Raw genomic sequence first — 13,501 nt, 5'->3', positions numbered from 1 at the left:
CGTAAAAACTTATATTGGATCTCGATCGTTGGCTGACCGAAGATGGGCCATCTTACCTGCCAGGACGTCGCCATGCTGCCCAGCCTGTTCATCTCCCACGGTTCCCCCATGCTCGCCCTGCAACCCGGCGCCAGCGGCCCGGCCCTGGCTGGCCTGGCCCTCAACCTGCCGCGCCCGAAGGCGATCGTGGTGGTGTCGGCGCACTGGGAGAGCCGCGAGTTGCTGGTGATGAGCAACCCACAGCCACAAACCTGGCACGACTTCCATGGTTTCCCGCCGGCCCTGTACGCCGTGCAGTATCCCGCGCCCGGCGCGCCGGAACTGGCCCGGCAGGTCGCCGAGCGCCTGGGTGCTCGGCTGGATGCGCAGCGTCCCTTCGACCACGGCGCCTGGGTGCCGCTGTCGCTGATGTATCCGCAGGCCGACATCCCGGTCATCCAGGTGTCGCTGCCCAGCCAGGCCGGCCCCGCCCTGCAGCTGAAGGTCGGCCGGGCGCTGTCAGCGCTGCGCGAGGAAGGCATCCTGCTGATCGGCTCGGGCAGCATCACCCACAATCTGGGCGAGCTGGACTGGCATGCCGGGCCGGATGCGGTCGAGCCCTGGGCGCTGGCGTTTCGCGACTGGGTGGTGGCGCGGCTGCAAGCTGGGGACGAGGATGCGCTGGTGGACTATCGCCGGCAGGCGCCATTCGCCGTGCGCAATCACCCCAGTGACGAGCACCTGCTGCCGCTGTACTTCGCCATGGGCGCCGGCGCACGGTTCGGCATCGTCCACCAAGGCTTCACCCTGGGGGCGTTGGGCATGGATATCTATCGGTTCGACTGAGCCACGCAGGGGCCTAGGCTCACCCCACGACCAACAGAGATATAGCCTTCCACCGCATCAGATGGGTCCTACAACACCTCCCCGATTGTCACTGTTAGCGTTCGGCCTTTGCCGCCTAGACAAGGACATCGGATGTTCACCCTCACCCCTGCGGAGCGTCTGCGCCTATTCGCCGACGCCCTGCCCCGCGACGCGCAAGTGCTCACCTTCAGCGGCGCCGAAGGCATCAGTACTCTGTACGGGTTCGATATCGAGCTGGTCAGCGAGAGCACCAGCCTGGCGCTGCAGACCCTGCTCGACCAGCCGGCATTCCTCGCCTTCGACGACCAGGGCCGAGGTGTGCACGGTATGCTGGCGCGTGCACGCCTGGGCAAGGTCGGCCAGCGCCTGACCCATTACCACCTCAGGCTGGTGCCCCGCATGGCGCGCCTGGAACTACGCCACAACCACCGGATCTTCCAGCAGCGCACGGTGGCGCAGATCGTCGCCCAGGTGTTCAAGGAACACGGCATCCTCGCCGACGCCTGCCAGTTCCGCCTCGAGGCGCCCTTCCCGCCTCGCGACTATTGCGTGCAGTACGGCGAAACCGACCTGGCCTTCATCGAACGGCTGTGCCAGGAAGAGGGCATTCACTATCGCTTCGAACACGCCCCCGATGGCCATCGGGTGGTGTTCAGCGATCACCAGATGCACTTTCCCCACCTGCCGCGGCCACTGGCCTTCGCCCCGGAAAACGGCCTCAACGCCGATACCGCCGTGGCCAGTGCCTTCTCCCTGGCGTTCGAGTCCAGCGTGGAGCGGGTCGAGCTGCGCGACCACGACTTTCGCAAGAGCGCCACCGCCCTGGCCTACACCAGCCGGGGCGGCGACACACCCGCCCGGGAACACTACACCTACCCCGGCGGCCTGCTGCAAACGGTCGACCAGGGCCGTGGCCGCGCCCTGGCCCAGCGCACCCTGGAGCGCTGCCGCGCCAGGCAGTGCACGGCCGACGGGGCCAGCGACGAGCCGGGCCTGGTCAGCGGGCACCTGGTGAACCTGACCGGCCACCCGCAGGCGGCGTGCAACCAGCTGTGGCTGCTGACCACCGTGGAGCACAAAGGGCAGCAACCGCAAGTGCTGGAAGAAAACGCCAGCGCCGACGCCACCGTGCACTACAGCAACACCTTCACCGCCATGCCCTGGGACACGATCTACCGCCCGCCCCTGAGCCACGCCAAGCCCCGCGTACCGGCCAGCCAGGAAGCCCGGGTGACCGGCCCCCAGGGCGAGGAGGTGTATTGCGACGCCTTCGGCCGGGTCAAGGTGCAGTTCCACTGGGACCGCGAAGGCCGTGGCGACGAGCACAGCAGTTGCTGGTTGCGGGTCGCCTCGGGCTGGGCGGGCGACCGCCACGGCGCGCTGACCGTGCCACGGGTCGGCATGGCCGTGCTGGTCAGCTTCCTCGACGACGACCCCGACCAGCCGGTGATCAGCGGCTGCCTGCCCGACAGCCTGCACCTGCCGCCCTACCCCCTGCCCGACTACAACAGCCGCACCGTGCTGCGCAGCCGCAGCCTGGGCGGTGGCGGCGGCTACAACGAGCTGTCCATGGACGACCGCGCCGGCCAGGAACGGGTGTACCTGCGCGCCCAGCGCGACCTGGAGGGGCGCATCGAGCAGGACAGCCACCTGTACATCGGCCGCCAGCGCCATGCGCTGATCAAGGGCACCAGCCAGGTCACGCTGGAAGACGAGGACCACCGCACGGTCAGCGGGGCACGCAAGGTACTGCTGCGCACCGATGACCACCTGACCGTCGAGCAGGCCAGCCAGACCCGCGTCGGCACGGTGCTGCTGCAGCACGCCGGCCAGCGGGTGCAGGTGAGCGCCGATGGCGAAGTGCTGGTGGAGGGCGGCAACAGCATCAGCCTGAAGGTCGCGGGCCAGCACCTGCTGATCAACGCCAACGGCATCTTCGCCAGCAGCCCGGTGCAGATCGGCGGGGCGCCTGTCACCGGCCTGCCGACCGCGCCGGCACTGCCGGGGCAGCAGGCCGGGCAAGCTGCGCCGGTGGCACTGTCGGCCCCCGTATCCGCCTGGCAACGGACACTGTTGAGCACCAGCCAGGCCACTGCCAGCGACTACTGCCCGCTGTGCGAAAGCTGCCGCGACGGCCTGTGCCTGCCGGCGGGAGGTGGCCGATGAGCGCGATCTCCCCCTGGCAGTGGATAACCCGCCAGCGTGCCCAGGGCCGCGATATCGCCCTGGTGCTGGATGCCCATGTCGAGGCGCGCCAGACGCTGATGGGCAGCTTGCCCCCCGACCGTCGCCAGGTGCTGTACCAGCAGACCGACGCCGCCTACCTCGCGCTCCATGGGCCAGCCTGCTTCCTGGTCGGCGAGGCCGAGGTCCGGCTGATCCAGCCGCTGCTGGAGCTGCCGGACGATCACTGGGGCTGGCTGGCCAGCCTGGCGCCGGGCGACCTGCCCGCCTGGGTCGAGCACTGGCGCGCACGCTTGCTGGTCGGCGAGCCGCCACAGCGGGCGCTGTACCGCTTCCACGACAACCGCGTGCTGGCCCGTGGCCTGGCCGCGGCCCGGGCGACGTTGCCGGCCTACCTCGGGCAGGCCATCAGTGTGTGTTACTGGCAAGGGCAGGCCTGGGCGACGCTGGACAACCCCGCGCCGGGCGCCCATCCACTGCCAAGCGAGCCCGCCTGGCTGCAACTGCCCGCGCCAAATGTCACGGGCCCGGTGGCCCGGGCCAATGCCCATCGCTACCTCTACAGCCACCACTTGCCGGCGTACCTGGCCCTGACCGAGCGGCAACCGCCCCGTGCCTGGCTGCTACGGCAGTTGAAGCGCGCGCAGGACTGGGGGTGGCACGCGCCGGCGCAGATCGAATTCCTGCTGGTGCTCAGCCTTCGTTCGCCCGGCTTCGAACTGCCCCGGGAATGCGCGCCGCTCTTCGGCGAATCGCCCCAGGCCCACGTGGACCGTTTGCGTCGGCATACGTTGATTTGAGGACAGAGGCAAAGATGAACAGCACTGCAATCAAAGGTTTCATGTGGGTGGGCATCACGCTAATGGCCGGAGACACCGACAAGGTACCCAACACCTTCACATTGATTGGTGAACTTCCCCCCAACTTTTCCTATACCGCCTCGACGGTGTATGTGCCCGAGCCGGGAAAAGACTGCGCCGTGACCGATTGGCGCCGGAGCATGCCGTCGTTCAATCGGAAGCGAGGCGTACCGTACAACCCGGTAGCCATTGTCGAAATCCGCAAAGTCATCAAAGGCTGCCAGATGATACTGGACAGGATAAAGATCGATATTATCGCCAAATATGGCGATAAACTCTACCAACAAGACGGCGACTCGGCCAACATCGGTACGTATGTAACACTGGAAGACAAATACCGACGCACACTGCAATCCGACACCGAAGATATCTTTTATGGGGTATGCCAATGGCGGTTCCGCACAACCAGTGCGGAGCGACATATTGTAAAAGTTCTTGATTGCAAGAAAGATAATGAGCGCGGAGAGAAAGGCCGTGGCAAGCCTTTTGCGGCCTACACGCTGGATCAACTACCCGGCAAAACAATAAGAATGAACTTACGACTAGCGGACACCGAGCGCCCCTACTTCAAAGATACCTGGGTAGAGTTCCCCAACGGCTGGAAACGATGCCTAGGCGAGGGAGTGGCAGATCTTCATGCTTACTGCTGGGGAAACCACACAGACTTCAGCGAATTCATCATGCCCGATGGAAGGCTTTGCACTATTTATCCAGGCTGCAAGGAGTAATAAATGAGCACAGCCAAACCCATATGGATCGTTTGCTTAGGCGAATCTTGACTTTAGCACAGAGGCAATGATGAAAAATACTGCAATCAAAAGTTTTATGTGTGCAGGCATCACGCTAATGATTGGATGCACCGAAAAGGAATCTAACACCTTCACATTGATCGGCGAACTACCCGCCCATTTCTCCTACTCCGCCTCGACGGTGTATGTACCCGACCCTGAAAAAGACTGCTCGGTGACAGATTGGCGCCGGACCATGCCGTCATTCAATCAAAATTGGCGAGAAGCCTACAACCCGGTAGCCGTTGTCGAAATCCGCAAAGTCATCAAAGGCTGTCAGATGGTACTGCGCCAGATAAAAATCACGATCAATGCAACCTATGGCGAAAAATTTCATCAACAACATGGCGACTCGGCCAACATCGGCACTTATTTAACGCTGGAAGAAAAATACCGGCGCACGTTGCAGTCCGGCACCGAGGACACCTTTTACGGGGTTTGCCAATGGTTGTTCCGCACAGCCGGTGAAGACAGAAGAATCCGCAAAATCCTCGATTGCAAAAAAGACAATGAACGCGGAGAGAAAGGCCGCGGCAAGCCTTTTGCCGCTTACACGCTGGATCAATTACCCGGCAAAATAATCAGAATGAATTTACGTCTAGCGGACACCGAACGCCCCTACTTCAAAGATACTTGGATAGAGTTCCCCAATGGTTGGAAGCGATGTCTAGGCGAGGGAATGGCAGATCTACATGCTTACTGCTGGGGCAACCACACAGACTTCAGCGAATTCATCATGCCCGATGGAAGGCTTTGCACTATCTACCCAGGTTGCAAGGAGTAACCAATGAGCACAGGCAACAAGTTGAGTGAGGAATTACTTTCACCCTTAAATAGCATAATGCTGACCTGCCCTACCCGGGGAGAGCAGACAAGCCTTCAACTGGTTGACGAGAACGGGGATGGCACGCCTTATGCCGGCATATTTTTTGAAATATTCGACATTGAAGGCGAGCAATATAGTGGCTATTTAGATTCCAATGGCAAAGGCGAAGCACATAACCACTTTATCGGTCCAGTCTCGTTGCTTTTTACAAACGATTTTTCTGAAAAGAGCAAAATTCATACAACCTTAAGGACGCGTGAAGACTATCCTTTGAAAATAACCGAGCTTCAGGTACGCGCCGAGAACACCCGCCACCTGAATCGTGATGCCTCCAGAACCACCAGCAATCCAGCCCAAGCCCACGCCGACCACTTCTATCAAGTAGAAGTCCGAGAACTCGTACGCCATAACAGTCATCTCCCGCCCCTGTCCGCACGCGCCTTCCCTCCCTCAAAAGCTATCAACGTGCTCATGGAGGAACATGGTCGATACGGCGTCGGGCTGATGCCAGGCAAGCACACCGTACTGGAGGTTCGCCCGCTGCGGGCACTCAGGCCGATGCTGTCGTTCGATCCCGCATTCTGTGCACTGAACCTGTACCAGTTGGCCTTGATGGCAACGCTCAGCTACACCCCCTTCGGCCAGAAACCGGCCGAGCACCCGGTGCTGGCATCCACAGTCAGCTTCCCCCATGTGCCAACCATAGGTAACTGGTTTGGCAAGGCACTGGCCAGCTCCGAGGAAATCTGGCGGGTAGATGCCTCCCAACAGCAGGAGTGTTTCCCACTGTACGAAGATGTTCCTTATTCCGAGCGCTGGGAGATCGTGCCTTTCGATCCTGAGTTATACGCTGCCAATGACCCGGCATTGGGAAAAGATCAGGAGAATCCCGCCAAGATTCATTTCCTTGACGACAGGGGCGATAACGACTCCACCGATACCCAGGCATTCATTACCCATAATGCCGAAGTCATCGTCATCGCCATCCGCGGCACCAGCGAAATACCCGAAGACGTCATACGCGATGTCGATGCATTGCAAGTGCCTTTCACAGAGGGCAAGGGACAGGTGCATCGGGGCTTCTACGAATCAGCCCAGAAGGCCTACCGATTCGCCACACTCTACCTGAACAGGTTTTACCAATCCCAACAACTGTTCATCTGCGGCCACAGCCTCGGCGGCGCCGTGGCATTGCTACTCGCCGAAATGCTACGCCGCACCACCCCCGGCCTCACTCTCCAGCTCTACACCTACGGCGCCCCACGCGCCGGCGACACCTCCTTCATGAATGGCGCCGCCGACCTGGTCCACCACCGGGTCGTCTTCGCCAACGACCCGGTGCCCAGCCTTCCACCGCCCTGGCTGAACACCCGCTGGGACGTGCTCAAGGCCGGCCTGCTCGCCACCCTGGCCCGCGCACCGTTTGGCCTCGACATGCTGCAGGCAGGGCTGGTGAACCGCGATGGCGAGCAATACGAGCACCACGGCAAGCTTTGGCATTTCATGCCGGTGCATTTCGTCGGTGGCGAGCGTTCGGCGATCCTCTGGTCGCCCGGTTGCCAGGCCATCACCGAGCGCGGCTTGTGCAACCGCGTGCTGAACACCGAGAACGGGCTTCCGGAGCGGGCCTTGCTTGGCCAGATGCTGGGGGCTGGCGACCACACCATGGTCGCCAGCTATGTCCCCGGCTGCTGGGCGACCTTGCGCCGCTACCAGCAGGCCCTGGGCAACCAGACCCCAGCGGTGACCCTGCGCGAACTCACGTTGATCGACGAAACCCTGGAGGCGATCAGGGCACAGTTCGCCAAACGCCACGCCACCCTTCTGCGCACCCAGCCGGCGCGCAGGGCCCTCGAACTTGGCATGCTCAGCCACGAGATGGAGCAGATCCAGGCCACCCGCCAGCGCATGGCCACCTTGCGCCACAGGCCCATCAGCGAAAAGGACGTGTACGGCTCCCTGGCTGGCCAGCCGCAACTCGCAGAGGCCCTGGGCCGCTGGCAGGCGCACCCGAGGAACCAGCGCCTGGAACTGCTGGCCCAGGCACCGACCGAGATCAAGCCCAAGCTGCCGGACATTGAAGTGGTTACTTACGAACAGATCCTCGCCAGCCTGGACGACCCGCTGGACCTCATCTGAAAGATGGCGCTTTGCAAAGCTGTAGGGGCGTGGATTTTTTGGTAGGCATGGGCTTGTCACAAGATTTACAGCGCATTCGAGATCGAGCGCCGCGGGCGCGGCGCATCGCGGATGAATCCGCTCCTACAGGCAGGTGGCCGCGTCGTACAAACAGGGCCCGTTGCAACGCATGTAGGAGCGGATTTATCCGCGATGCGCCGCACGGCGGCGCTCGATCTGCGCACCACCTCAAAACCCAGGACGATCACCCGCCACCCAAAAAAAATCCCCGACCAAGGCCGGGGATTTTTTCATTGCAGCGCCAGGATCAATCCTCGCGGTAGCGACGCAGCTTCAGCTGCTTGCCAGCCACGCGGGTGTCCTTGAGCTTGGTCAGCAGACGCTCCAGGCCATCTTCCGGCAGCTCGATCAGGCTGAAGCTGTCACGCACCTGGATGCGGCCGATGGCGTCGCGGGCCAGGCCACCCTCGTTGAGGATCGCGCCCAGCAGGTTCTTGGCGGCGATGCCGTCACGGGCACCCAGGGCGGTACGGCAACGCACGCGGCCTTCGGCCAGCGGCATCGGCGCGCGACGCTCGCGGTCACCACGGTCGCCACGGTCGCTGCGCTCACCACGCTCGGTACGCTCACCGCTGCGCTCGCGCGGGGTGTAGGTGGGCACCAGCGGTTGCTCGCGCTCGACGGTAGCGAGGTCCAGCGCCTGGCCATTGGTGGCCTTGCGCAGCAGGGCGGCGGACAGTGCACGCGGGCTGCAGCCCAGGGCGGCGGTCAGGCGGTCGAACAGTTCGCCATGGGTGGCTTCCGCTTCGGCTACCAGCGGCGCCAGGCTGTTGGTCAGCTTCTTGATGCGGGCATCCAGCACGGCCTGGGCGTTCGGCAGGCGCGCTTCGGCGACCTTCTGCCCGGTGACGCGCTCGATAACCTGCAGCATGCGGCGCTCACGCGGGGTGACCAGCAGCAGCGCACGGCCTTCGCGACCGGCACGGCCGGTACGGCCGATACGGTGCACGTAGGACTCCGGGTCGTACGGCATGTCGACGTTGAACACGTGGGTGATGCGCGGTACGTCCAAACCACGGGCGGCGACGTCGGTGGCGACGACGATGTCCAGGCGGCCATCCTTGAGCGAGTCGATCACCCGCTCACGCTGGTTCTGGGCGATGTCGCCGTTCAGCGCGGCAGCCTTGTAGCCCTTGGCTTCCAGCGCGGCGGCCAGGTCCAGGGTGGCTTGCTTGGTACGCACGAAGGCGATCAGCGCGTCGAACTCTTCCACTTCCAGCAGGCGCAGCACGGCCGGGATCTTCTGGTCGGCGTGGACCATCAGGTGGGCCTGGTCGATCGCGGTGACGGTTTGCGTCTTGCTCTGGATCTTGACGTGCTTGGGCTCGCGCAGGTGACGCTCGGCGATCGAACGGATCGACGACGGCAGGGTGGCGGAGAACAGCACGGTCTGGCGCGAGGCAGGGATGGCATCGAAGATCACTTCGAGGTCGTCCATGAAGCCCAGCTTGAGCATTTCGTCGGCTTCGTCCAGTACCAGGTACTGCACGGTGGACAGGACTTTCTCGTCACGACGCAGGTGGTCGCACAGGCGGCCCGGGGTGGCGACGACGATCTGTGCGCCATTGCGAATGGCACGCAGTTGTGGGCCCATCGGGGCACCACCGTACACGGCCACCACGTTAACGCCCGGCATCTGCTTGGCGTAGGTTTCGAAAGCGGTGGCTACTTGCAGCGCCAACTCACGGGTTGGCGCCAGGATCAGGGCTTGCGGTTCGCGCTTGCTCACGTCGATCTTGTTGAGGATCGGCAGGGCGAAGGCAGCGGTCTTGCCGGTGCCAGTCTGCGCCTGGCCGATCATGTCATGACCGGCGAGGATGATCGGGATCGACTGTTGCTGGATGGCCGACGGCTCTTCATAGCCGGTGGCCAGGACGGCAGCAACGATGTTCGGATTGAGTTCGAGAGCGGCGAATCCGCCGGTTTCCTGGGTCATGGGTCTGCCTCTAGGTGCATCCGCAAAGACCCATGCTCCAAAGCTGCACATGCCTTGAAAGACCAAACGGTCACCCAGGCAGCTTTGGCGGCGGGGATTTGCGAAAACGATTGAAATAGGAACGTCTTGGGAAGGTCCGCCTAGCGGACGCGCAGCCGAAGCTGGATTCGGAGGATTTGCACCACCTGATTTTGAGGTCCGCTAAAAGACCGGCGCGTACTATACCCGAATCTGGCGAAAACCGTGAGAAATATTTCAGGTAACAGGCCAATATTCGGCTAGCACCTGACGGCGGCTGAAACGTTTCCCGTTATATTCACGGCGCCCTCTTCGCGGGCAAGCCCGCTCCCACAGGCACACCGCTGCCGTTGAGCACGGCGCAATACCTGTGGGAACAGGCTTGCCCGCGAAAAAGACAACGCCGATACCCGCTCAGGTCGCTGGGCGAACCTCTTTGATCAGGTACTCAAGCGAATACCCCAACTGCGGCGCCAGCGCCTCGGCCCGGGCCCGCAGCCCATCGATATCCAGCGCTTGATCGAGATCGGCCGGCACCAGCAGGATCACGTTGCCCTCCTTCACCGGCAACTCCCAGTAGTGCCGGTGGTACAGGCCGCGCAGCAAGGCCGCGCCCAGAGGCCTGCCGTCATCCCCCGCCCACTGGTTGATCACCAGCCAGCCACCGGGGTTGAGCTGCTTCTGGCAGTTCTCCAGGAAGCCCCAGGCCAGGTGCCCGACCCCGGGCCCGGTGTCGGTATACAGGTCGACGAACAACAGGTCGGCCTTTTCCGCCGTGGGCAGCAGTTCGATGGCATCACCCACCCGCACGTAAAGGCGCGGGTCGTCGTCCAGCCCCATGTACTCCATGGCCAGGCGCGGCACGTCCGGGCGCAGCTCGATGGCCTCGACATCCTCCAGCGGCAGGAACTTCAGGCAGGCTTGCGTCAGTGTGCCGGCACCCAGGCCCAGGAACAGCGCGCTCTCCGGCTGTTCATGGCACAGCGCGCCGACCAGCATCGCGCGGGTGTAGTCGTACTCCAGCCAGCTCGGGTCGGCGACGAAGGTGCAGCTCTGCTCGATGGCGTCACCGAACTCGAGGAAGCGGTAATCCTCCACTTCGTACACGCTGATCACGCCAAAGGCATCTTCGACCCGGGCCAGCAGCCGCTCTTCCCGCTCCATCGCCATCCCTACCACCTGCCCGCGCAAAACGCGTATTGTCCGCCAATGCCGGTGGTGCAACAAGCGCACCGCCAGCGGTACCATGGCAGGTACGACCGAACCGACACTTATGGATAGAGCATTCGATGACCCAACCCTGGACCCCCGACAGCTGGCGCGCCTTGCCGATCCAGCAGCAACCGATCTACCCCGACGCCGCCCACCTGCTGAAGGTGGAGCAGACGCTGGCCAGCTATCCGCCGCTGGTGTTCGCCGGCGAGGCCCGTGAGCTGCGCCGGCAGTTCGCCGAGGTCACCCAGGGCCGGGCCTTCCTCCTCCAGGGTGGCGACTGCGCCGAAAGCTTCGCCGAGTTCTCGGCGGCGAAGATCCGCGACACCTTCAAGGTGCTGCTGCAAATGGCGATTGTCATGACCTTCGCCGCCGGCTGCCCGGTGGTCAAGGTCGGGCGCATGGCTGGCCAGTTCGCCAAGCCGCGCTCCTCGGGCGACGAGACCATCGGCGACATCACCCTGCCCGCTTACCGTGGCGACATCGTCAACGGCATCGGTTTCGACGCCGCCAGCCGCATCCCCGACCCCGAGCGCCTGCTGCAGGCCTATCACCAGGCCACCGCCAGCCTCAACCTGCTGCGCGCCTTCGCCCAGGGCGGTTTCGCCGACCTGCACCAGGTGCACAAGTGGAACCTGGACTTCATCGCCAACTCGGCGCTGGCCGACAAGTACCACCAGTTGGCCAACCGTATCGACGAAACCCTGGCATTCATGCGCGCCTGCGGCCTGGACACCGCGCCGCAACTGCGCGAAACCAGTTTCTTCACCGCCCACGAAGCGCTGCTGCTCAACTATGAAGAAGCCTTCGTGCGCCGCGACAGCCTGACCGGCGACTACTACGACTGCTCGGCGCACATGCTGTGGATCGGCGACCGCACCCGCCAGCTCGACGGCGCCCATGTCGAGTTCCTGCGCGGCGTGCACAACCCGATCGGGGTCAAGGTCGGCCCGAGCATGAACACCGAGGAGTTGATCCGCCTGATCGACGTGCTCAACCCGGACAACGACCCAGGCCGTCTCAACCTGATCGTGCGCATGGGCGCCGGCAAGGTCGCCGACCACCTGCCAGGGCTGATCCGCACCGTCCAGCGCGAGGGGCGCCAGGTGCTGTGGAGCTCCGACCCGATGCACGGCAACACCATCAAGGCCAGCAGCGGCTACAAGACCCGCGACTTCGCGCAGATTCTCGACGAGGTGAAGCAGTTCTTCCAGGTGCACCAGGCCGAAGGCAGCCACGCCGGCGGCATCCATATCGAGATGACCGGGCAGAACGTCACCGAGTGCATCGGCGGTGCCCGCCCGATCACCGAGGACGCGCTGTCCGACCGCTACCACACCCACTGCGACCCGCGCATGAACGCCGACCAGTCGCTGGAACTGGCCTTCCTGATCGCCGAAACCCTCAAGCAGGTGCGCCGCTGAGCAACGCCTGACGCAGCCGGCTGCCCTCAGTGCGGGGGCAGTTCAGTTGCACCTGCTCCAGGCCCAGCCAGCCTGCCAGGCGCCACAATTCAGTGGCCAACGCCTGGTAGCCCTCCTCGTTCAACCCCACTTGCTCCTCGTGCACCGCATGCACCGCCAGGCGCCCCTGGGCGCGCTCGGCACGCAGATCCAGACGTGCGGCGATGCGTTCTTTGTACAGAAATGGCAGCACGTAATAGCCATACACCCGCTTGTGCGCTGGCGTGTAGATTTCCAGGCGGTAGCGGAAGTCGAACAGCCGCTCGGTGCGGCTGCGTTCCCAGACCAGCGAATCGAAGGGCGAGAGCAAGGCGTTGGCGGCGATGCGTCGGGGTATCCGTGGCGTCCCCGCCAGGTAGCCGGGCTGCTTCCAGCCTTGTACCGTGCAAGCCTGCAGGTGCCCCTCCTCCTGCAACTCGGCGACGGCGGCCTTGCTCTGTTGCGGCGACAGGCGGAAATAGTCGCGCAGGTCCTGCTCGGTGGCCACGCCCAGGGCAGTGGCCGCATGCAACAGCAGGCTCCGGTGCGCCTCGCGCTCATCCGGGGGCGGTTGATCGAGAATCGCCGAGGGTAGAACGCGCTCCGGCAGGTCATAGAGGCGTTCGAAGCCGCGGCGCCCGGCCACGGTGACCTCGCCTGCGGCGAACAGCCATTCCAGTGCGTGCTTCTCTTCGCTCCAGTCCCACCAGGGGCCGGCCCGCTCCTCGCGGGTCGACAGGCTGCCCGCACCCAGCGCGCCCTGGTCGCGCACGGCTGCCAGCACCCGCTCGATCACATCGCGACGCTCGCGGCCGAAGGTTGCCAGTTGCCGATAGATGCCCTTGCCTTCGCGGGCATGCGCCATGCGCCAGCGCATGGCTGGGAAAAGCTCGAGCGGCAACAGCGAGGCTTCGTGCCCCCAATATTCGAACAGCCGGCGCTGGCGCCTCTTGCCCCAGGCAAGCTGGTCGAGCAAGGCGGGCGAATAGTCGCCCAGACGGGAGAATAGCGGCAGGTAATGGGAACGTACCAAGGCATTGACCGAGTCGATCTGCACCACACCCAGGCGCTGGAGCATGCGCTTGAGATTGGCCAGGGTGGCCGGGGTGTCGGGCGATTTGCCGAAGCCCTGGGCGGACAAGGCCAGGCGACGGGCCTGCTGGGTGGACAGTTCGAGGGGCAATGAATGT

9 protein-coding genes and 1 pseudogene are annotated in these 13,501 nt (G+C 63.8%); 7 read left to right on the top strand and 3 right to left on the bottom strand.

What is annotated here, in order from left to right:
• The first annotated feature begins 72 nt into the window (after positions 1-72).
• The 6 genes from JYG34_RS07520 to JYG34_RS07495 all read left to right on the top strand — a co-directional run bounded on the left by JYG34_RS07520 (position 73) and on the right by JYG34_RS07495 (position 7,643).
• Positions 73-825 (top strand): DODA-type extradiol aromatic ring-opening family dioxygenase, encoded by a 753-nt coding sequence (locus JYG34_RS07520; protein WP_213661128.1) that lies wholly within the window; start codon positions 73-75, stop codon positions 823-825.
• A gap of 132 nt (positions 826-957) precedes the next feature.
• Positions 958-3,012, top strand: a complete 2,055-nt coding sequence (gene tssI, locus JYG34_RS07515; RefSeq protein ID WP_213660130.1) for a type VI secretion system tip protein TssI/VgrG — start codon at positions 958-960, stop codon at positions 3,010-3,012.
• Positions 3,009-3,830, top strand: a complete 822-nt coding sequence (locus tag JYG34_RS07510) for a DUF4123 domain-containing protein (protein ID WP_213660129.1) — start codon at positions 3,009-3,011, stop codon at positions 3,828-3,830. The genes tssI and JYG34_RS07510 overlap by 4 nt, the downstream gene beginning before the upstream one ends.
• Before the next feature lie 14 nt (positions 3,831-3,844).
• The gene (locus tag JYG34_RS07505) at positions 3,845-4,618 is read left to right on the top strand and encodes a hypothetical protein (protein ID WP_213660128.1); all 774 of its coding nucleotides are present in this window, start codon (positions 3,845-3,847) and stop codon (positions 4,616-4,618) included.
• A 70-nt stretch (positions 4,619-4,688) separates the two neighbouring features.
• Positions 4,689-5,462 carry a hypothetical protein gene (locus JYG34_RS07500; RefSeq protein WP_213660127.1) on the top strand — a complete coding sequence of 258 codons (774 nt, stop codon included), beginning with the start codon at positions 4,689-4,691 and terminating at the stop codon, positions 5,460-5,462.
• Positions 5,463-5,465: 3 nt separating this feature from the next.
• Positions 5,466-7,643: a lipase family protein gene (locus JYG34_RS07495; protein WP_213660126.1), complete on the top strand. Its 2,178-nt coding sequence runs from the start codon at positions 5,466-5,468 to the stop codon at positions 7,641-7,643.
• Between the two features lie 307 nt (positions 7,644-7,950).
• On the opposite strand, the pseudogene JYG34_RS07490 reads toward JYG34_RS07495, so the two are convergent.
• Positions 7,951-9,673: pseudogene (locus tag JYG34_RS07490) on the bottom strand (DEAD/DEAH box helicase).
• A 398-nt stretch (positions 9,674-10,071) separates the two neighbouring features.
• Positions 10,072-10,827 (bottom strand): spermidine synthase, encoded by a 756-nt coding sequence (locus JYG34_RS07485; protein WP_213660125.1) that lies wholly within the window; start codon positions 10,825-10,827, stop codon positions 10,072-10,074.
• A gap of 119 nt (positions 10,828-10,946) precedes the next feature.
• Between JYG34_RS07485 and JYG34_RS07480 the strand changes: the two genes are divergently transcribed.
• Positions 10,947-12,293 (top strand): class II 3-deoxy-7-phosphoheptulonate synthase, encoded by a 1,347-nt coding sequence (locus JYG34_RS07480; protein WP_213660124.1) that lies wholly within the window; start codon positions 10,947-10,949, stop codon positions 12,291-12,293.
• On the opposite strand, the gene JYG34_RS07475 is transcribed toward JYG34_RS07480, so the two are convergent.
• Positions 12,274-13,494, bottom strand: a complete 1,221-nt coding sequence (locus tag JYG34_RS07475; RefSeq protein WP_213660123.1) for a winged helix-turn-helix domain-containing protein — start codon at positions 13,492-13,494, stop codon at positions 12,274-12,276. The genes JYG34_RS07480 and JYG34_RS07475 overlap by 20 nt on opposite strands.
• Between the last annotated feature and the right edge of the window lie 7 nt (positions 13,495-13,501).

The sequence above is a fragment of the Pseudomonas entomophila genome, from assembly GCF_018417595.1.
GTDB classification, from domain to species: domain Bacteria; phylum Pseudomonadota; class Gammaproteobacteria; order Pseudomonadales; family Pseudomonadaceae; genus Aquipseudomonas; species Aquipseudomonas entomophila_C.
Note: the sequence above shows the minus strand (reverse complement) of the source record. Positions and strands in the feature narration are given on the sequence as shown.